Source organism: Halorientalis brevis, from assembly GCF_042678165.1.
Lineage (GTDB): Archaea > Halobacteriota > Halobacteria > Halobacteriales > Haloarculaceae > Halorientalis > Halorientalis brevis.
The window spans coordinates 114,193-133,399 of record NZ_JBHUDJ010000014.1; the positions used below are offsets into that span (position 1 = coordinate 114,193).

General features: G+C 64.7%; 25 protein-coding genes. 16 read left to right on the forward strand and 9 right to left on the reverse strand.

From position 1 onward, the window contains the following. The first annotated feature begins 50 nt into the window (after positions 1–50). Together ACFR9U_RS16930 and ACFR9U_RS16935 are read left to right on the forward strand one after the other, a co-directional pair. Entirely contained in the window at positions 51–1,028 is a 978-nt protein-coding gene (locus tag ACFR9U_RS16930) for a DUF2804 domain-containing protein (RefSeq protein WP_247378320.1), read from the forward strand. Positions 1,029–1,120: 92 nt separating this feature from the next. Continuing rightward, positions 1,121–1,408 carry a HalOD1 output domain-containing protein gene (locus ACFR9U_RS16935; protein ID WP_247378321.1) on the forward strand — a complete coding sequence of 96 codons (288 nt, stop codon included), beginning with the start codon at positions 1,121–1,123 and terminating at the stop codon, positions 1,406–1,408. A gap of 40 nt (positions 1,409–1,448) precedes the next feature. Here the strand turns inward: ACFR9U_RS16935 and ACFR9U_RS16940 are convergent, their stop codons facing one another. Beyond that, on the reverse strand, positions 1,449–1,883 hold the full coding sequence (locus ACFR9U_RS16940; protein ID WP_247378322.1) for a DCC1-like thiol-disulfide oxidoreductase family protein: 435 nt from the start codon (positions 1,881–1,883) through the stop codon (positions 1,449–1,451). 127 nt (positions 1,884–2,010) lie between these two features. Here ACFR9U_RS16940 and trxA point away from each other — a divergent pair, with 127 nt between their 5' ends. From trxA to bioD, 5 genes are all read left to right on the forward strand, one after another. After that, a complete protein-coding gene (trxA, locus tag ACFR9U_RS16945) occupies positions 2,011–2,418 on the forward strand; it encodes a thioredoxin (RefSeq protein WP_247378323.1) in 408 nt (135 codons plus the stop codon). Positions 2,419–2,531: 113 nt separating this feature from the next. Further along, positions 2,532–3,662 carry a biotin synthase BioB gene (gene bioB, locus ACFR9U_RS16950; RefSeq protein ID WP_247378324.1) on the forward strand — a complete coding sequence of 377 codons (1,131 nt, stop codon included), beginning with the start codon at positions 2,532–2,534 and terminating at the stop codon, positions 3,660–3,662. Position 3,663: 1 nt separating this feature from the next. Further along, positions 3,664–4,713, forward strand: a complete 1,050-nt coding sequence (locus ACFR9U_RS16955) for a Gfo/Idh/MocA family oxidoreductase (RefSeq protein WP_247378325.1) — start codon at positions 3,664–3,666, stop codon at positions 4,711–4,713. Between the two features lie 73 nt (positions 4,714–4,786). Continuing rightward, positions 4,787–5,992 carry an aminotransferase class I/II-fold pyridoxal phosphate-dependent enzyme gene (locus ACFR9U_RS16960; protein ID WP_247378326.1) on the forward strand — a complete coding sequence of 402 codons (1,206 nt, stop codon included), beginning with the start codon at positions 4,787–4,789 and terminating at the stop codon, positions 5,990–5,992. Beyond that, positions 5,989–6,669: a dethiobiotin synthase gene (gene bioD / locus ACFR9U_RS16965; protein WP_247378327.1), complete on the forward strand. Its 681-nt coding sequence runs from the start codon at positions 5,989–5,991 to the stop codon at positions 6,667–6,669. Before ACFR9U_RS16960 ends, bioD begins: the two co-directional genes overlap by 4 nt. A 200-nt stretch (positions 6,670–6,869) precedes the next feature. Here the strand turns inward: bioD and ACFR9U_RS16970 are convergent, their stop codons facing one another. The 4 genes from ACFR9U_RS16970 to ACFR9U_RS16985 form a co-directional block, all read right to left on the reverse strand. Next, positions 6,870–7,937 (reverse strand): phosphotransacetylase family protein, encoded by a 1,068-nt coding sequence (locus tag ACFR9U_RS16970; RefSeq protein ID WP_247378328.1) that lies wholly within the window; start codon positions 7,935–7,937, stop codon positions 6,870–6,872. Then, on the reverse strand, positions 7,934–10,039 hold the full coding sequence (acs, locus tag ACFR9U_RS16975; RefSeq protein ID WP_247378329.1) for an acetate--CoA ligase alpha subunit: 2,106 nt from the start codon (positions 10,037–10,039) through the stop codon (positions 7,934–7,936). The genes ACFR9U_RS16970 and acs overlap by 4 nt, the downstream gene beginning before the upstream one ends. Before the next feature lie 120 nt (positions 10,040–10,159). Beyond that, a complete protein-coding gene (locus ACFR9U_RS16980) occupies positions 10,160–10,756 on the reverse strand; it encodes a protein sorting system archaetidylserine decarboxylase (RefSeq protein WP_247378330.1) in 597 nt (198 codons plus the stop codon). Positions 10,757–10,821: 65 nt separating this feature from the next. Next, positions 10,822–11,298, reverse strand: coding sequence for a YbaK/EbsC family protein (locus ACFR9U_RS16985; RefSeq protein ID WP_247378331.1), 477 nt, complete (start codon positions 11,296–11,298; stop codon positions 10,822–10,824). Between the two features lie 116 nt (positions 11,299–11,414). Between ACFR9U_RS16985 and ACFR9U_RS16990 the strand changes: the two genes are divergently transcribed. After that, positions 11,415–11,792: a DUF8048 family protein gene (locus tag ACFR9U_RS16990; RefSeq protein WP_247378332.1), complete on the forward strand. Its 378-nt coding sequence runs from the start codon at positions 11,415–11,417 to the stop codon at positions 11,790–11,792. A gap of 137 nt (positions 11,793–11,929) precedes the next feature. Then, complete coding sequence (gene dpsA / locus ACFR9U_RS16995; RefSeq protein WP_247378333.1) at positions 11,930–12,463, forward strand: DNA starvation/stationary phase protection protein DpsA; 534 nt, start codon at positions 11,930–11,932, stop codon at positions 12,461–12,463. A 105-nt stretch (positions 12,464–12,568) separates the two neighbouring features. Here the strand turns inward: dpsA and ACFR9U_RS17000 are convergent, their stop codons facing one another. After that, on the reverse strand, positions 12,569–12,748 hold the full coding sequence (locus tag ACFR9U_RS17000; protein ID WP_247378334.1) for a DUF7331 family protein: 180 nt from the start codon (positions 12,746–12,748) through the stop codon (positions 12,569–12,571). 130 nt (positions 12,749–12,878) lie between these two features. Between ACFR9U_RS17000 and ACFR9U_RS17005 the strand changes: the two genes are divergently transcribed. From ACFR9U_RS17005 to ACFR9U_RS17020, 4 genes are all read left to right on the forward strand, one after another. Then, positions 12,879–13,436 (forward strand): DUF7547 family protein, encoded by a 558-nt coding sequence (locus ACFR9U_RS17005; protein ID WP_247378335.1) that lies wholly within the window; start codon positions 12,879–12,881, stop codon positions 13,434–13,436. A 113-nt stretch (positions 13,437–13,549) separates the two neighbouring features. Further along, positions 13,550–14,050 (forward strand): HTH domain-containing protein, encoded by a 501-nt coding sequence (locus ACFR9U_RS17010; RefSeq protein ID WP_247378336.1) that lies wholly within the window; start codon positions 13,550–13,552, stop codon positions 14,048–14,050. 76 nt (positions 14,051–14,126) lie between these two features. Further along, positions 14,127–14,609: an HTH domain-containing protein gene (locus ACFR9U_RS17015; RefSeq protein WP_247378337.1), complete on the forward strand. Its 483-nt coding sequence runs from the start codon at positions 14,127–14,129 to the stop codon at positions 14,607–14,609. An 89-nt stretch (positions 14,610–14,698) separates the two neighbouring features. Then, on the forward strand, positions 14,699–15,145 hold the full coding sequence (locus ACFR9U_RS17020; RefSeq protein ID WP_247378338.1) for an HTH domain-containing protein: 447 nt from the start codon (positions 14,699–14,701) through the stop codon (positions 15,143–15,145). Positions 15,146–15,348: 203 nt separating this feature from the next. Here the strand turns inward: ACFR9U_RS17020 and ACFR9U_RS17025 are convergent, their stop codons facing one another. Together ACFR9U_RS17025 and ACFR9U_RS17030 are read right to left on the reverse strand one after the other, a co-directional pair. Further along, positions 15,349–15,735: a Zn-ribbon domain-containing OB-fold protein gene (locus tag ACFR9U_RS17025; protein ID WP_247378339.1), complete on the reverse strand. Its 387-nt coding sequence runs from the start codon at positions 15,733–15,735 to the stop codon at positions 15,349–15,351. Positions 15,736–15,737: 2 nt separating this feature from the next. Then, the gene (locus ACFR9U_RS17030) at positions 15,738–16,892 is read right to left on the reverse strand and encodes a thiolase family protein (RefSeq protein WP_247378340.1); all 1,155 of its coding nucleotides are present in this window, start codon (positions 16,890–16,892) and stop codon (positions 15,738–15,740) included. Between the two features lie 137 nt (positions 16,893–17,029). Here ACFR9U_RS17030 and ACFR9U_RS17035 point away from each other — a divergent pair, with 137 nt between their 5' ends. From ACFR9U_RS17035 to ACFR9U_RS17045, 3 genes are read left to right on the forward strand one after another with little or no spacing between them, the layout of a single operon-like run. Then, complete coding sequence (locus ACFR9U_RS17035; protein WP_247378341.1) at positions 17,030–17,500, forward strand: MOSC domain-containing protein; 471 nt, start codon at positions 17,030–17,032, stop codon at positions 17,498–17,500. A gap of 51 nt (positions 17,501–17,551) precedes the next feature. Then, positions 17,552–18,361 (forward strand): YqcI/YcgG family protein, encoded by an 810-nt coding sequence (locus ACFR9U_RS17040; RefSeq protein ID WP_247378342.1) that lies wholly within the window; start codon positions 17,552–17,554, stop codon positions 18,359–18,361. Beyond that, on the forward strand, positions 18,348–18,932 hold the full coding sequence (locus tag ACFR9U_RS17045) for a cysteine hydrolase family protein (protein WP_247378343.1): 585 nt from the start codon (positions 18,348–18,350) through the stop codon (positions 18,930–18,932). Before ACFR9U_RS17040 ends, ACFR9U_RS17045 begins: the two co-directional genes overlap by 14 nt. Before the next feature lie 14 nt (positions 18,933–18,946). On the opposite strand, the gene ACFR9U_RS17050 is transcribed toward ACFR9U_RS17045, so the two are convergent. Further along, on the reverse strand, positions 18,947–19,207 hold a 261-nt coding region (locus ACFR9U_RS17050), incomplete at its 5' end, for an iron chelate uptake ABC transporter family permease subunit (RefSeq protein ID WP_379814816.1).

Below are 19,207 nucleotides of genomic sequence, written 5' to 3' on the forward strand. Positions count from 1 at the left end.
AATTATCAGATACCGTAAGATTGAGGCCGGGGTGTTTCGATGAGTAATTTATGACACTTCCGCAGGCTCCCATGCGGCCAGTCGTCGACGGGCGGGCGGATTACGGCACGTACGCAGGTGCCTGTGAGACGACGTCGCTCGCTTCCCTCCCCGTCAACCGACTCCGAAAACTAGTGCAAGAGAAGGGCTGGCAGTGGTTCTGCGCGATCGACGACGAACTCGCAGTCGGCGGAGCGGTGGTCGACGCCGGCCTCGCGAACCAGGCGTTCGTGTGGGTTTTGGATCGCGAGCGGAACCGTCTCATTTTAGACGAATCGCGACTGCTCCCACCGACGACAGTGCAGCGAGCCGACCGGCCATCGGAGCGCCCGCGCGTGGGAGCCTCCTTCCGGGACGTGACGCTGGCGGCCACCGAGAAGGACGCGGGCTTCATGGTCGCCGGACAGTTCGGCCCCGTCACGCTCGATCTGACGCTCACCCACGACGCTGCAGGCCCCGTGACGGCGATCTGCCCGGTGGACGACGGCAGACATCCGGGCGTCAACGTCACCCAGAAATCGACGTGTCTGTCGGCGACGGGCGCGATCGACTGGCACGGGTGCACTCACACCTTCGACGGGGCCGACGGCATGCTCGATTTCACGCACGGCGTCCTCGCCCGAGACACGCGCTGGCGATGGGCCATCGGGACGGGACGGACCGACGACGGCACGCCGATCGGATTCAACCTCGTCGACGGCTTCAACTCCGGCCTGGAAAACGCGGTCTGGATCGGCGACGACCGGCGGGCCGTCGAGGCGGCCGCCTTCTCCTACGATCGCCGCCAGCCGGGGGCGTCGTGGGCCGTCGAGACGGACGACGGCGCCGTCGACGTCGAACTCGAACCCGAAGCCGTCCGCTCGGAGGACCTGAACCTCGGCCTCGTGGTCTCGCGGTACGCGCAACCGCTGGGCCGGTGGCGCGGGACGGTGGCCGGCCGCGAGGTCGAACTCGTCGGCGTCGCAGAGAGCCATCACGCGAAGTGGTAAGCGTCGACCCAGAGAAGGTGCGAGGGGGGAGTTGCTTCAGAATCTGAAAGTACTGACCTGCTATTATAAGGATATAGTGTTACTAGTCGAACATGGGCGCTGAAGACGGGGAAGTATACATCCTTCGTCCGGACGAAGGTATCGACACAGACGACGAGGAGGCGTGGATGACCCCACAGCCCGCAAGTGACGTCATTATCGAGGAGATCGGCGAGGAGGTCGGGGGTGACTCGTCCAGCGTCGAATCGCTGGACGAGTACGTCGACCTCGACGACCTCGCAGCCGTCTTCGATGGCGACGAGGAAGCGATCACCTTCGAGGTCGAAGGACACGACGTGACTGTGACTGAAGCGGGCGAGATAACAGTCGACGACGACTGATCGCTGATCGAGAGAGCGTCTCGACGAGCCGCCGGTTCAGTCACGACGAGGCGATCGATCTCTTCCTGGCGGCGGTTGCGAGCGACTCGAAGCAATCGCGAGCCGCAGGTGTCAGATCGTACTCGCGGTGATAGTTCGCGGGTCCGCGATCGCGTCCGCTGGCGAGTCCGACTACACCCGCGATCGCGTCGTAGTTGTTTCGAACCAGTCTCCCGACGAGGGTCGGCATGCCCGCACGACGGGCCAGTTCCGCGGCCGCTGATCGACCGGCGTAGACGCGTCCCTCGGTGACGTCGGCCAGCACCATCGCGAACGGTTCGGCGTCGAACTGCGCCCGGAGGAACGGTGCGACCGCGTCGTCGTACCAGGACACCGCACCGACGGTTTCCAGTCGTTCGAGCGCCCTGGCTGCGAGCGAACAGTACGGGCACTCGCCGTCGTAGATGAGCACCGCGTCGAAGGACTGACCGTCCATATCCGGAGTTGGGTATCCACGCGCAAAACGAGCACGGTAGTCGGGACTGAGCGACGGCCGAATCGATCGTGTTCTCGGAATGCACGCCACCAACGTGATTATACACAATCGGTACGTAACTCACCGCATGAGCGACGGAAGCGACTCGGACGACATCGACGCCATTCGTGAGCGGAAAAAGGAGCAGTTGAAGGAACAACTGAACGACGCTGGGAGTCCCGACGAACCCGTCCACGTCGAGGACAGTTCGCACTTCCAGGAGTTGACCGGGAGCGGCGGCCCGGTCCTCGTCGATTTCTACGCGGACTGGTGTGGCCCCTGCAAGATGCTGGAGCCTGCCGTCGAAGCCATCGCGGCCGAAACGGACGCGACGGTCGCGAAAGTCGACATCGACGAACTCCAGGCGCTGGCACGCGAACACGGCGTTCAGGGCGTCCCGACGCTCAAACTGTTCCACGACGGCGAGCTCGTGAAAGAACTCGTCGGCGTTCAGGACAAAGGGACTCTCGAGAACCTAGTCACGCAGTACACCTGATCCCGAGAGATTCGATTCGGAGCGACGTTCTGCAGGCGTAAACGCACCACCAGTTCCTGGCAAACTCCTTGCTGACCCGAACCTTTTTGATCTCGTCAACTGACGGCTAGGTCGTGGTTTACGAGACGGGTAACCGAACGATCGACGACGCCGTCGAACGGGTACTGGCGGGTGAGCAACTCGACCGCCGTGACGGACTCGCGCTGCTGGCGCAACCAGTCGACGAACTCGCGGCGGCGGCCGATTTCGTCCGCTCACAGTTCGGCGACGACACGGTCGACGCCTGTTCCATCGTGAACGCGAAGGCCGGGAACTGCGCCGAGGACTGCGGGTTCTGCGCGCAGTCCGTGCACTTCGACACCGGGATCGAGACCTATGGATTCCTGGACCCCGAGGAAATTCTCGAAGCAGCCAAACGCGCGGAGCGTGACGGCGCTCAGCGGTTCGGCATCGTCGTCGCCGAGAAGGGCGTCTCGAAGGAGAACCGCCCCGACGAGTGGGGGGAAGTCATTCGCGCCATTCGGCTCGTCCGAGACGAGACCGACGTAGAAGTCGACGCGAGCCTCGGCATCCTCACACCCGAGGAAGCCGAGATCCTCGCCGACGAAGGCATCAACCACTACAATCACAACATCGAGACGTCGCCGCGGTACTTCCCGGAGATCGTCGAGACCCACGATTTCGAGGACCGCGTCGAGACGCTGGAGATCGCCAGGGACGCCGGGATGGACCTCTGTGCGGGCGTGATCCTCGGGATGGGCGAATCGCCGACCGACCGGGTCGACGCGGCGGTCGCGTTGCAGGACGTCGGTATCTCGTCACTGCCGGTGAACGTCCTCAATCCGGTCGCCGGTACGGCGCTCGGCGACGAACTCGACGACTCGGCCGACATTACCACCGAGGAGATCATCGAGACCATCGCGGTGTATCGACTGCTCCATCCGGAGGCCAGGGTTCGGCTGACGGGCGGTCGGGAGGTCAATCTCGACGCGGACGAACAGCACCTGCCCTTCGAGGCCGGTGCCGACGGCATTCTCACCGGCGATTACCTGACGACCGGTGGCCAGTCGCCCGGCGACGACATCGAGGTGATGGAACGAGCGGGACTGGAGCCGAACATGGACGCAAACGAGTTCGACAAAGCGGCCGTCAAGGCCCGCACTGACGAGGACGCCATCCCTGACGACGGTGCAGTAGAGACGGCAGCAGGAACGGCGACAACGAACGCTGAACTTGACGATTGATATGGACGACATCAACTTCGCAGTACTCGGAACTGGAGGCATCGGCCGACGAACGCTCGAAGTCTCAGAGCACAAGGACCACCTGACGCCAGTCGCGGCCTGTGACCGCCACGGCGTCGCCGTCGACCACGAGGGGCTGGACGTAGACGAACTTCTGGCGGCGACGGAAGCCAACATCGCGAGCGACGGGGGAACGGCAACGAGGGGTGGCACCGATGGCGGCGTCAAACAGTCGGGCCAGAATGCGGGCGTTGCGGCCTCCGTCCAGGCGGAACCCACCGAGACGCCCATCGACGACGTCATCGATGAAAGCGACGCCATCGACGCCGTGCTCGTCGCGCTGCCGAACTTCGAACACGACTTCATTCCCCGCGTCGCCGACCGCTTCGCGGCGGCGGGCTACGAGGGCGTGCTCGTCGACGTGCTGAAGCGCTCGCGGGTCATCGACATGCTCGACGACCGGACCGACCGCTTCGAGGAGTCCGGCATCACGTTCGTCTGCGGCGCCGGCGCGACGCCCGGGTTGCTGACAGGCGCGGCCGCCCTCGCGGCCCAGTCGTTCGTCGAGATCGACGAAGTCGAGATCTGGTGGGGCGTCGGTCTCAAGTCCGGCTACGAGGACAATCGCGGCACGGTCCGCGAGGACGTCGCTCACCTCGACGGGTACACCATCGAGGACGCCCGCGAGATGAGCGACGCGGAGATCGAAACCGTCATCGACGAGCACGACGGCGTCATCGAGTTCGAGGACATGGAACACGCCGACGACGTGCTCCTGGAACGGGCCGGCGTCTGCGACGCCGAGGACGTGACCGTCGGCGGCATCCTCGACGTGACGTCCGACGAGAAGCCCACGACGACCACCGTCAGCGTCACCGGAACGACGTTCGACGGGGAGACCGGCACGAACACGTTCGAGTTGGACGACGCCACCAGCATGGAGGCAAACGTCAACGGCCCGGCCCTGGGCTACCTGAAAGCCGGCGTCCGCCGCAACCGAGCGGGCGAGTACGGCGTGTTCGGTCCCGCTGACCTGATGCCTGGATTCTGAGTCGCACCGTTTTCGACCGTTTCGACCGCCGCTACCGCACTCATGAGCACTATTCTACAGACGAGAGGGACAGATGACTGACCACGGCTTCGACCCGGCTGCGCGACTGCGCGACCGCGAGGCCAACGACCTCAGACGGGATCTCGCGCCGGCTGAGCGAGTGGCCGCCAGGAGTCGCATCGCCACCGATCCCCAGAACGAACCGCCGACGTTCGACGGCGACGAACTGTCGATCTTCGCCGCCAACAACTATCTCGGCCTCGCGGATCACGAACGGGTACAAGCGGCTGCCACCGAAGCCGCAAGAGAGGTTGGAACGGGTGCCGGAGCCAGCCGACTCGTGACCGGCGACACGCCCGCTCACCGTGCATTGGAGCGGGAGTTGGCCGAGACCAGGCGGACTGAGCGCGCCCTCGCGTTCTCGTCGGGCTACGCGGCAAACGTCGGGACGATCGCCGCCCTGAACCCGGACGTGATCTTCTCGGACGAACTCAATCACGCCAGCATCGTCGACGGTTGCCGGCTCGCCGGTGCAGAGACCGTCGTCTACGATCACTGCGACCCCGCGGACCTCCGGCGGAAAATGGGGGAGCGAAACAGATCGGGCAGCGTCGAGGAATCCTGGCTCGTCGTCACGGACTCCGTGTTCAGCATGGACGGCGACGTGGCACCGCTGTCGGCCATCTGCGACGCCGTCGAGGAGTTCGGTGCCTGGCTGATGGTCGACGAAGCCCACGCGACGGGCCTGTACACTGCGGGCGGCGGTGTCGTCCAGCGGGAGGGACTTTCCGACCGCGTCCACGTCCAGCTGGGGACGCTCTCGAAAGCGCTGGCCAGCCAGGGCGGCTACGTCGCCGGCAGCCAGCCGCTCGTCGAACACCTCGTGAACGCCGCCCGGTCGTTCGTCTTCTCGACGGGACTCGCGCCGCCCGCCGCCGGTGCCGCCCGCGAAGCGTTGCGCGTGGCTCGCGAGAGCGACCGACGCGACAGGCTCTGGTCGAACGTCGAGCGACTGCGTGAGGGGCTGGAAGCCACGGGCTTCGAGGTCTGGGGCGACACTCAGATCCTCCCCGTGATCGTCGGCGATCGGTCGGCAACGATGGCGCTGGACGAGTGCCTCCGGGAGCACGGCGTCCTCGCACCGGGAATTCGCCCGCCGACAGTGCCCGAGGGAACGAGTCGCATCCGCGTCGCGCCGATGGCCACCCACACCGACGAGGAGATCGACCGGTGTCTCGACGCGTTCAGAACCGCTGGCCGGGAGCTCGACCTCGTATGACCGGGACGCCGTCGGATTTCGCGGTCGTCGGCACCGACACGGGCGTCGGGAAGACGGTCGTCACCGCTGGCCTGACGAGATGGTTGCGCGATCAGGGGGTCGACGCCCGCGCGATCAAACCCTGCCAGACCGGGTATCCGCCGGACGACGACGCGCAGTTCGTCGCCGACGCCTGTGCAGCCGACGCCGCGTCGACCTGTCTCCGACGACTCGAACCGCCGCTCGCTCCGGCGGTCGCAGCGGCGCGAACCGACGAGTCGCTCTCGTACGCGGAGCTGGTGAAAGGGTGTGAGACAGCCATCGCCGAGAGCGAAGTCGGAATCGTCGAGGGCATCGGCGGGGTGCGCGTCCCGCTCGCGGACGGTCGCGAGGTCGTGGATCTCGTCGCCGATCTCGATCTCCCGGTCATCCTCGTCTCGCGGTCCGGACTCGGCACGTTGAATCACACTGCGCTGACGGTCGAAGCACTGCGGGACCGAGACGTCAGAGTTCGCGGTGTCGTGCTCAACGAGTACGAGGGGGCGACAGTCGCCGAACGGACCAACCCGCGAGCCATCGAGGACATGACCAGCTGCACCGTGGAGACCGTGCCACCGATCGAGCAGTCGTCGCCGGCATCACTCGCTGCTGCAGTTCGCGACCACCTCTCGCAGACGCTCGCAGTCGGTAGTGAGTGAGCAAAGCGATCGCTGTCGCTCCCGGTTCGACGACGTGACAAAGGGAAACCCGGGGGGATGCCCCGGCGTGTGACACTACGGAGCCAATTGGCTCCATATAGCCTTTGTGGCCGATCGTAAATAAGTGCTCGTTTCGATATTAGCATTTGATACGCAGAATAAGCTATCATTACAGCACAACGAGAGGGGTCTGGGTCCGCTTACTCGCCCAGTGCGATGATGGCGTCGACGTCGACGCTGTCGCCCAGTAACTCGGTCATTCGATCGACCGTGGCCGCGTCTCTCGTTCGACCGGAGCGGATGATCGTCTCTGCACGATCGATGGCCGTCCTGGTGTCTCCCTGGACCAACAGGATGGGCTTGCCGGCGTCCTCGGCGGTGCCGATGACGGCGCCGGTCGGACGGAACCCGCCGGTCAGGAGGAGACACTCGACGCCCGGCGCTTCGAGCGCTGCCGTCTGGATGTCCGAACGGTCGCCCCCAGTGATGACTGCGGCCTCGCGGGTCCGTCGGAACGCACGGAGCGCCGAGTCGCTCCCCATCGCACCGACGAGGAACCGCTCGACGAACCCGTCGGTCGGTGCTTCGGAGGTGAGCAGTTCGGCACCGAGGCTCTTGGCGAGTTCGTCGACGGTGACGCCGGAGAGTTCTTTCACGGACGGGAGCGCGCCGAAGACCGTGACGCCGTGGCTTTCGAGGAAGGGAATGACGTCTTCGGTCAGTTCGTCGAACTCGTCGTCGGAGACGGCGTTAAACAGGACGCCGCCCAGGCGGTCGCCGAAGGCGTCCACCGCCGCGAGGATCTCGTCGACGTCGCCCGGCGTCTCGTAACTGGCGAGCAACAGGACCGAAGCGTCCAGCAAGTTCGCGACGTCCACGTCGGTCAGGTCGACGATGCCGCCCGTCTTGTAGTCGTCTGCGCCTTCGATGACCACCGCGTCTTTGTCGGCGGCGATGCTCTCGTAACTCTCGGTCAGGCGCTCGCGCAGCGCGTCCGGGTCCTCGCGTCCGCGGATGGCCTCCTGGATGAACGTCGGCGAGTAGACGATGGGCTCCATCTCGTGCATCTCCTCGTCCAGGTCGAGGAGGTCGCGAGCGAGCATGGGGTCCTGGTCGAGAGTCTTGCCGACCGCGCTCTGGAGGCGCGTCCCGCGGGGTTTCATGTAGCCGACGGACTCGCCCGCGTCGTCGACGCGCTGTGCCAGTGCGAGCGCGACTGCCGTCTTGCCTGTGCTTCCTTCTGTCGTGCTGACGAGTATCGGGTTCATAGCTTCTCCTGATCGATAGTGAGGCGCACGTCGACCGCCGACACGCCGTCGGGGGTGGCGACGAGCGGATTGATGTCCAGTTCGAGAATCGCGGGAAAGTCCGTAACGAGCTGTGAGAGTCGCTGAATCGTCTCGACGATACCGGCCTCGTCGACGGCCTCGCGACCGCGAGCACCCCGCAGCAACGGAGCGGATTCGATGTCGTCGACCATATTCTGTGCTTCCGGCTCGCTCACGGGGGCGACCCGCACTGTCGTGTCTTCCAGCACCTCGACGAAGATGCCCCCGAGACCGAACAGCATCAGCGGGCCGAACTGCGGATCGCGGTTCATCCCGGCGATGGTCTCGGTCGCCCCGTCCATGTCGAGCATCTCCTGGACCTGCACGCCCAGGATCTTCGCGTCGGACTGGTAGTTGCGCGCCCGCACCACCAGGTCCTCGTACGTGTCGGCGACCTCGGACGGTTGCACGCCGACCTCGACGCCGCCGATGTCCGACTTGTGCAGGATGTCCGGGCTGACGATCTTCATGACGACGCCCTCGCCGTCGGCGAGACGCTCGGCGACCGCTTCCGCGTCACCGGGACTGTCGACGATTTCCCCCGCCGGCGTGGGAATCCCGTACGCCGACAGCAGATCCATCGCCTCGACGCCGAGGCGCGAGGTATTACGTCGCTCGGCCGCTTCGAGAACTTCCCGAGCGCGCTCGCGGTCCACGTCGAACTCGGTCGGCTCGTCGTATTCTCGAGCCTGTATCTCCCGATAGCGGCGAAGGGCATCGAGACTCCGGACCGCACGCGCCGGATCGAAGTACGTCGGAATCCCGTCTTCGCTGAGCGTGGCCTGTGCCTCGCGCGTCGAGTCACCGCCCATGAGCGACGCCGCGATCGGTTTGTCGTGTTTCGCCTGCAACGCTACCGTCCGCTCGGCGAGGTCCTCGAACGACAGCGTCGCCGTCGGGCAGGCCATGACGATCGCGGCGCCGACGTTCGGATCTTCGAGCGTGACGTCGATCGCCTCGGCGAACCGGTCGACGTCGGCGTCCCCGATGACGTCGATCGGATTGTAGATGTTCGCCCCGTCGGGCAGCGCGGCCGACAGGTCGGACAGCGTTTCGTCGGTGAAAGAGGCCAACGAGAGATCCGAGTCCCCGATGGCGTCGGTCGTCATCACGCCGGGACCGCCGGCGTTGGTGACGATGGCGACCGAGTCGCCGTCCGGAAGCGGTTGCCCGGACAGGATGCCGGCGTAGTCGAACAGTTCCTGGGTGTTGTCGACGCGGATGGCGCCGGCCTGTTCCAGGCCGGCCTCGTAAGCGCGTTCACTACCCGCCATCGTCCCGGTGTGGGACGCCGCAGCCGAGGCACCGGCTTCGGTACGTCCGGATTTGACCATGACGATCGGAGTGTCCTGCGTGACCTCGCGTGCCGTCTCGATGAATCGACCGCCGTCTTCGATCCCTTCGAGATAGGCGAGGATGACGTCCGTGTCCGGGTCGTCGCCCCACTCTGCGATGAAGTCGCCTTCGTCCAGCACTGCTTTGTTGCCCAGCGAGACGACGTCCCTGAAGCCTACGTCGTGGTCGCTGGCCCAGTCGAGGACGGCGGTGATGAACGCGCCCGACTGGCTCATGAAGGAGATCGACCCCGGCTGGGCGTTCTGGGGTGCGAACGTCGCGTTCATGCCGACGCCGGTACTGATGATGCCCAGGCAGTTCGGCCCGACCAGGTTGAGGTCGTACTCCGATGCGACCTCGCGGAGCCGCTTCTCTCGACTCGCCCCTTCGCTCCCCGCTTCGCTGAACCCGGCGGTGATGACGACCACGTTCTCGACGCCGTGCTCGCCACAGGATTCGACGACGTCGACCGCGATCGACCCGGGAACGACGACCACTGCGACGTCGATCGTTCCCGGCACCGAGCCGACGTCCTCGTAACACTCGAAACCGAGCACCTGGTCCGCGTTGGGATTGACGGGGACGATGTCGCCCTCGTAATCCGCGGCCAGGTTCTCGGTGATTGCTCGTCCGACAGACCCGTCGCTTTCGGTCGCACCGATGACCGCCACCCGTTCGGGTGCGAACATCGTAGCTAGTTCGCCCATCGTGTCGTCTGGTCGTTCGACCGCGGCTGGGAAATAGTTCGTGTTCCCGGCGGGAACCGGGAAGGTGCGATAGTGGTCCCGGATCGACCGAGAGCTACGAGACAGTCCAGGCTGACCTGCTCAGTGGTCGGCTACCAGTCTGGTCTCTCCCGCAGTAACAGATTCCCCTTTGCCGACGAGCAGGTCCTCGCGGGTTACGTCCTCTGGGAAGACCACGTCGACGCGGCTACTGAACGAGATGTGCCCGATCCGGTCGCCCCGCTCGACGGTCTGTCCCGCTTCGACGTAGGGGTAGATGCGGCGCGCGACCGCGCCCGCGATCTGGACCACGGTGTAGTCCTCGAACTCCACGTGCACCTTCTCGTTGCGGTCGGATTCCTTGATGAACGCCGGCCAGTGCGCCCCCGGGGAATGGGTGACCGATTCGACGGTCCCACCGAGCGGGGCGCGGTTGACGTGGACGTCGGTGAGGTTCATGAAGATGCCAACCCGAAGTCTGTCGTCCTCCTCCCGGATGACCGAGACGCGCCCGTCGGCCGGGGCGACGATTCCGGTGTCGGGGACGACCCGGTCCGGGTCACGGTGAAACGCGAGCACGACGATTCCAGCGAGCGCGACGAAAAGGCCCGAGAGCGGCGAGAACAGAACCGAGACGAATCCCAGGAGAGTCAGTGGGGCAGCGTATCGACTCGTTCCCTGGGCGACGCGGGCACACATACCCGGTGACAACGTCCGGGCGGGTACAAACCTATCGACTGGTCCACGCTCGCTCAGCGTCGTCGCTATTCGGCCACGTCGAGCGGCTTTGCCCCGGCGTACTCACGGAGGGTGTCCGGCTCGATGGGGAACACTGCTTGCGGCGTCCCGGCGGCGGCCCAGACGGTCTCGTGGTCGAGCAGCGTCTCGTCCATGTACACTGGCACGTCGCTGTCGTGGCAGAACGGTGGGACGCCCCCGATGCTCCAGCCGAGCGTGGCCTTGATGTCCGTCGCGTCGGCCATCTCGACCTCGGATTCAGCGAGGTCGCGCTCCGCGGCGACTTTCGCCATGCTCACGCGGTTCGCACCGCTCGTGACGACGACCACGAGTCGGTCGCCGGCCGCGAGTGCGATCGCGCTCGCGATCTGAGCGACGTCACAGCCGACCGCCGCTGCTGCGTCCTCGGCCGTCTTCGTTCCGTCCGGGAACTCGTGAACGTCGACGTCGAGGCCGAACTGCTCGTCTGCGCGCTCCCTGAACTCGGCTGCCCGTTCGTGCATACGCCACCGTGACCACCCAGTCCCCAAATAGTTTCTCTCCTCGACGGTTGTCACACTGCTCGACTCCCGTCGAAAGTCGACACGGGGCTTTTGCTGGTGGCGACCAAGCTACTGGTATGAGCGACGCCGACGATCTGCTGGAGCCGTTCGACGACGACCTCGTGGAACTCGTCGCCGATCGGAGCGACGTGTCCGAGTCCGAACTTCGAGACCTGCTGACTCGCCACCAACGGCAAGTGCGCGACAATCCAGGCGTCGAAGACATCGTCTACGAATGGCGGAGTCAATTCCACGAACAACCCGTCCTCGAGCGGACGGCAGAGGCCTACTATCTCCGATTACGGACGCACGTCTGGGACGAGTTCGCCACGGCGCTCGACGTCCCAGAAACCGACCTCGAGGCACTCCTGGGCGTTCACGAAGAGCAGACGCGTCGCCAGACCGGCGCAGAGACGACGGACAGTGAGGCGATGATGGTCCTTTCGAGGACGTGAGCGTCACTCACGAGTCCACAGCACGCGCCCCAATTCTCACGCAACGGTTCAGACAACACAAACGATACTTTTGGACGTGAAAAATTTGTTTTTAGAGAGGTTATTTTATGTGGTGTGGGAACGAAAGACCAGGTGTAATGAGCACCCAGAAGAACGTGCTTCAGGAAGCAGGGACGGTCGAGGAAAACAGGCTTCGCATTCCGGAAGACAAAGCCGAGCAGATCATCGACGCACTGAACACGGACCTGGCGGCGACGTACGTCCTGTACCATCAGCTTCGCAAGCACCACTGGAACGTCGAGGGTCCACAGTACCGGGAACTACATCTGTTCCTCGGCGAGGCAGCCGAAGAAGCCGAGGAAGCGGCCGACGAGATCGCAGAACGGGTGCAAGCACTCGGCGGCGTCCCCGTCGCCAACATGACGAGCCTCGAGGAACGTGCCCCGGTCGACATGGAGGACGACGACGTGTACGAGATCCGGACGTCCCTGGAACACGACCTGGAGATGTACGGCGACATCATCGAGACCGCCCGCGATCACATCGAACTCAGCACGAACCTGGGGGACCACGCCTCCGCGGAGATGCTCCGGCTCCAACTGGTCGAACTCGAAGAGCACGCCCACACGATCGAGCACTTCCTCGGAAAGGACTCACTCCAGGACTGGTGAACCGTCCCGGGAGGCGTCGCCGCCCCGTTTCCGTGAACGCCGGAACGTGTGACTCGGTTTTTCAGTGTGGACTCGAAGAGAGAGAACACCCCCGACGAAAGGTGATTACCGTCGAAGATCGACGGTCAGATCGGTCGAGATCCAGGCATCTGTGTTGTCAGATTCGGTGAAGACGAACCGATCAGGGGTAGTCTGATGGGCCGTCACCGTTCGTCCGGGGAGATCGCTGTGAGAGTCGTCCGTCTGCTCAGTGTGTTCAGTGGAGAGCCGATCCCGTGCTGGCATCATAGAAGTTAGGCGGGCCTAAATCTAAAAGGGTTTTGGTCTCCCTAATCCGAGAGCGGGAATCAGTCCGGCGGACGGTTCGTCGGTTTCGAGGCCCGGCTTTTTACCGGAACGGACCGTAGCGGACTCAATGAGCGATTCAGGCAGCAACGCGGATCTCGCGCGCCTCGCCGCCGACCTGGCGCGGTCACTGCGCGATTTGCAGCGGGAGCTAGATCAGCGGCCCAGCGGCCCGCGACCACCGTCCCCGCGTGAGATCCTCCGATTCACCGACGAGATCGCGATCCCGGGAATCATCCTCGTTCTCGAGACGAACGTGCGCGCGCTGCGACTGCTCCAGCGCGCGATTCGGTTGAGCGACGAGCGGAAGCCGCCAGCTGGGCCCGACCACGCGGTCCGCGAACGCGCAGTTTCCGTCAGCCAGGCCACGCTCGGCCGCCTCGACGAGGTGCTGGCCGACGTTCAGGACGCGATCGAGGGACGACCACAGGACGAGGAAGCACGACAGGTCCTCGACGAGGCCCGCGCTCTCAGGGAGGAAATCGACGCGCAGCTCGCCGTCACCACCGCCGACGCGAACCGCGGCCAGTTCGAAGCCGACGCCGGAAGCGACGTCCCAGTCGACGTCGACGCCGAACTCCAGTCGATCAAAGACGATCTCGACGACGGCGACGACGGCGAGCAGTAACACCACCGGGTCGACAGCGCTCGGTCATGGGGACGTTCTCCCTTGTGCAACCGTGTCAACATAACTGAACATAGCATGTTTTATTAATTTCGTCGGTGGACTAGCGGATGCAAATGAGCGGAGATGGGACAACCGAGGGGACGCGGGTCGAACTGTACGCCCGATCGTCGTTGCCAGAAATTGCCGAGAAGCGACGGGACCAGATTGCGACGCGGCTCGACGAACTCGCGAACGCGGGCCACATCTCGCAGGTCGAAATCCACAACTGGCGCAAGAAGGTCTCGCTAACCGCGGACTGTCGGGAGCAGACTCGATACGAAGCGTTCACCGAGTGGGCCGACGAGGTGGGCGTCGATCTGGCTCCGTTTTTCGACACCCGGACGTGTTACTCGATGGATTCGGGGGAGAAAGGAGAGCGACTCGTGTTGCCCGCGCTCTGTCTCGCCGTCTATCGAGACGGGACCCTCCAGTCGGTGTATCCCCACTCGACCAACGACGGGTCGCGCTCCGTAATGGACTGTCTTCGCGCCATCGAATCTGCTCGCCGCCGCACGCCGGACCCGGACGGCGCGACGCTAACGGCCGACGACGATTCGCTCGAAGTGTCGCACTAAATAAACGTTCCCACCGTCTGGGAACGGCAGCCCGATTTTATTCTAAACAATGATGTAAGATCCACTGTGGAGGATCATGACTGAAACCACTGGTCGCCGCCTGGAACTGTATCTCCGGGACGAGACACGGGGGAGGTCGGGTGAGCAACAGACAGCGGTGCGAGGGCGCGTCGTGGACCTGGCAGCGACACCGCTCGTCAACGCCGTCGAGACGTACGACTGGCCCCGCAAAATCGCAATCGACGGGACAGGACCGACGGACGACCGGGCGCGCGAAGCGTTCAACGCGTTCAGTCGGTGGGCACGAGAACGAGACGCTCGGATCTATCCGGCGTTCGGGACGCGTGACTGTTTCGACCGGGACACGGGGGAGCAGTACACGGCGCTCGTACTGCCAGTGATGGCACTCGCGGTCTACGAGAACGATGTGCTGGAGGCCGTCTATCCCCACAGAGACGGCGAGCGGGTCGTGACCGTCTTCGACGGCCTGGCCGACATCGAGACCGATGGCCGATCAACGCCGGACGACGAGGACCGCAGGCCAGTCCCGGCAGGATGACCGCTCGCAGCGAACCGCCGGTTCGCTGACGCGTCCCGGGGTGAGACGGGTACGCAAACAGCTAAGAACGCTCGTGCCCTTCAGGGGGCATGAATTCCAGGACGAGAGCGACGCTGTACCTGCGCGATTCGGTTCCAGCGGCAGCGCGTGCCGAGCAGCAGAAAGCGGTGGGGCGTCTCCAATCGCTCCAGGCAGCGGGCGTCGTCGACAGCGTCACTATCGAGAGCTGGCCGAGTCGGGTCACGAACGGCACTCCCGACACCATTCAGGCCCTGGCGACGTACGATAGTTTCGACAGCTGGGCTCGCGACCACGGTGCGTCGATGCGTCCCGCCTTCGACCGGCACGAGTGCCACAGTCGCTTCACTGGAAGCCGGTTCACGACGACCGTCTTTCCCGTGATGTGTCTCGCTGTGTTCGAGAACGACACGCTGACGGCCGTCTATCCCCACGCCAGGCAGGGTCGGCCAATGACTGTGCTCGAGGGGATCGCGATTCTGGAGAGTACTCGTCGACCCGAGCTAGCCCGACACTGATAGTCTCCCGACGAGCGTGATTCGACCGGCCCGCCGGTGTTCGAGAACGGATCGAAAAGAAGTCGCGATTGTCGAAACGCCGGACCTGGACCACCTCTCTGGACGGGTCTCCACGCCGGTTCTGACCCGTTGTTCGGCGAGTTACTGCCTCACTGGACGGGTCTCCACGCCGGTTCTGACCCGTTGTTCGGCGAGTTACCGCCTCACTGGACGGGTCGGAACCGATACCCGTCCCACTCCTGATCGGCGTCTTCCGGTTTGAGCCCGACGCCGGGCTCGCGGAGTTCGTCGACGTAGACGGGTTCGACCTCGTCGCCGCTCTCGACGTCGAACTCCTCGTCGTCGTCCTCGGAACCGACTTGTCCGAGCGCGCGGACGGATTCGCCGTCCACTTCGAACTCGACGATCGCGAGGGTGTTCGGCTCGCGGACGCCCGGCGGGGTCGCCGTGCTCTTGGTCCACGTGACGATCTCTGCCGTTTCGTCGCTGAGATCGATCTGCTCGTCTTGCGGTTCGCCACACTCGGGACACAGCCGGTGTCCCGGGTACGTGATGTGTCCGTTCGGACAGCGGTATGCGTCGAGTCCCATCGTTATCGCGCCTCCATGATCGTGGTGATGACACAGTTCCCGAAGCCGCCGACGTTGCAGGCCAGACCGGTGTCGGCCTCGACCTGTCGCGGGCCGGCTTCACCCACGAGTTGTTCGTAGATCTCGTAGCCCTGTGCGACGCCGCTGGCTCCCAGCGGATGGCCCTTTGACTTGAGCCCGCCCGAGGTGTTGATCGGCAACTCGCCGTCTTTCTCCGTGCGACCCTCCTCGACGTGTTTCCAGGCTTCGCCCTTCTCGGCGAAGTCCAGGCCCTCCATCTGGAGGAACTCCAGAATGGTGAACATGTCGTGCAGTTCCGCCACGTCGACGTCCTCGGGGCCGAGACCGGCACGCTCGTAGGCCGTCTGGCCGCTCTCGACGACGCCGCCCATCGTCGTCGGGTCGTCGCGCTCGTGGACGACGTGCGTGTCGGTCGCGCCGCCGATGCCCGACACCACGACGTACTCGTCGGTGTACTGTTCTGCGACCTCGACGGGACAGAACATGAGCGCGGAACTCCCGTCCGTGATGGGACAGAAGTCGTAGAGTCGGAGCGGGTCCGCGATGATCGGACTCTCCAGGGCCGTCTCCACGTCGATCTCCTTCTGGAACTGTGCCTTGGGATTGTCCACACCGTTCTTGTGATTCTTGACCGCCACTTTCGCGAGGCTGTCTCGCGGTGCGTCGAACCGTTCGAGGTAGTGCCGGGCGGTCATGCCGGCGAACGACGGCAGCGTCACGCCGTGTTTGTACTCCGCAGGGTGGGTGATCGACGCGATGATGTCGGTCGCGCCGCCGGTCCCCTTGTGGGTCATCTTCTCCCCGCCCACGAGCAGCGTCATGTCACTCGCCCCGGAGGCGATGGACTGCCAGGCGCCGTAGATGCCGGCGCCGCCGCTCGAGCTGGTCTGATCGATCCGCTGTGAGTACGCCGGCATGAGCCCGAGATCGTGCGCCACCGCGTTCATGATGCCGGTCTGGCCCTCGAACTCCCCGCTGGCCATGTTCGAAACGTACACGTGCTCCACGTCTCCTGGGGCGACACCAGCGTCGGCCAGACACTCCTCGCCCGCCTGGGCGAGCAGCTCGCGAATCCAGGCGTCACGCTGGCCGAACTTGGTCATCGAGCCCCCAATTATCGCAACGTCCCTATCCATAATCCGTCTAGAATCTCTCCTGCCGGTACCGTAAAACTGGCCCTCAGTGTAGCTTTCTGCCGCCATGCGAGGCATGTGTTCACTAGCCAAACTTCCCGAACCACAACCCTTTGACCGTCGTCGCCGAACCCACACGTATGACCGGTTCCGGCGTCGTGACCGCGATCCATCTCGCACCAGCCCAGGGCGCACCGCCCGAGGCTGTCGATTCCGTCCAGGCCGTCGCGGGGCGTGGCCTCGAAGGCGACCGCTACTACCACGACGACGGAAGCTTCGCCGACCGCGAGGGCTGTGCGATCACGTTCATCGAATCTGAAACCCTCGCTGCGGTCGAGCGAGACTACGACATCGCGCTCGATCCCGGTGCCCATCGTCGCAACGTCACGACCCGTAATATTGCACTCAATCATTTAGTCGACCAGCGCTTCCGCGTCGGCGACGCGATCTGTCTCGGAACGGAACTCTGTGAACCATGTACGTATCTGGAACGACATCTCCAGGAAGAAGGGATTCGTGACGCGCTCGTCCACCGTGGCGGGTTGCGCGCACGGATCGTCGAAACCGGCAACATTCAGACCGAGAGTGAAATCGCGCCCCTCGCCGACTGATCTTTTCGACGGAATCATCACATTCAAGCCGTCTGAGCCGAATTTTCGCGTATGAACGAAGCGGGTCTGCAGGTCCTCATGGATCAGGAGACTGTCGCTGACCGAGCCACCTCCGGCGAGCTTCCCGAATGGGCGACGGCCCACTGGGAGACCTTCCGGAACGCCCTGACGGGCGAGCGCAACGGGTCACCGTTCCCCTGTTACTTCGGCGTCGAATCGATCAAGAACGGCGACCCGCTGTACACCGTCTGTCCGTCGATGACCGACAAGGACGCGCTCTTGAACTTCCGGGACACGCTCCTCGAATACCTCGACGTCTACCGGGATCACTCCGAGCAGGCGTCGTTCGTCGTGTTCTTCAAACCGCCCGAGACGGAACTCTCGGAGCGAGACTACCACGAACGCCTCTGGCACATCCTCCAGTTCCTCCACGTGCACGATCCGGAGCCGTGGCCCGAAGACGTTCCGACGGACCCGGACGACCCGTACTGGGAGTTCTGCTTCGGCGGTGAGCCGATGTTCCCGACCTGCCGGGCGCCGTTCTACGACGAGCGCAAGAGCCGCTACTGCCCGGTCGGCCTGGAGATCACGTTCCAGCCGCGGTCGCTGTTCGAGGGGATCACCCACGACACCGACGCCGGCCAGCAGGCGCGAGAGGTCATCCAGGGCCGTCTCGAGGAGTACGACGGCGTCTGCCCGCACGCAGACATCGGTGACTACGGCGTCGAAGGCGACCGCGAGTGGCACCAGTACCTCCTCTCCTCGGACCCCGAGCAGGCCCCCGACGAGTGCCCCATCAACGTCTCTCGCCAACATCCGAAAGCGACCCAGACTCTCCCGGACGGTCATGCCGCCGATTGACGACCGGTCGGTCACGCTGCCCGGCGACGCCGCACTCCTGCTCGTCGATTTCCAGCAGGGGTTCGACGACCCGTCCTGGGGGAAGCGCAACAACCCCGACGCAGAGAAGCGCGCGGCCGAACTCCTCACCGCCTGGCGTGACGCGGACCGACCGGTCGTCCATGCCCGTCACGATTCGACCGAGCCCGATTCGCCCCTCAGAGGCGACGAACCAGGCTTCGCGTTCAAACCCGCCCTCGAACCAGCGGCGGGCGAACACGTCGTTACCAAGCAGGTCAACGGTGCCTTCGTCGGCACGGGGCTGGAAGCCTGGCTTCGGGAGCGAGACGTCGAGACGCTGGTGATCGCCGGCCTCACGACGGACCACTGCGTCTCGACCACCACCCGGATGGCCGAAAATCGCGGTTTCGAGGTGTACCTCGTCGCCGACGCGACGGCCACTTTTGATCGTGAGTTCGATGGCGAATCCATGACTGCCGACGAGATTCACCGCTCGGCGCTCGCCCACCTCGACGGCGAGTTCGCCACCGTCGTTCCCACTGCGGCCGTGGTATCGAACACGCCGCAGTAAAGACGTGAGGGAACTCAGAGGTCGCCGAGGTCCCGGTGTCGTCGCATGAGATAGAGAAAATACGGCCCACCGATCAATCCGGTAACGATACCGACGGGGAGTTGGATCGGCGAGAACGCGAGCCGGGCGACGACGTCTGCAGCCGCCACCAGTGCCGGCCCGGCGAAGACGCACCCGATGACGAGGCGACGATAGTCGCTGCCGACGACGTTCCGGACGAGGTGCGGGACGACCAGTCCGACGAAATTCACCATCCCGGCCGCCGCGATCGCCGC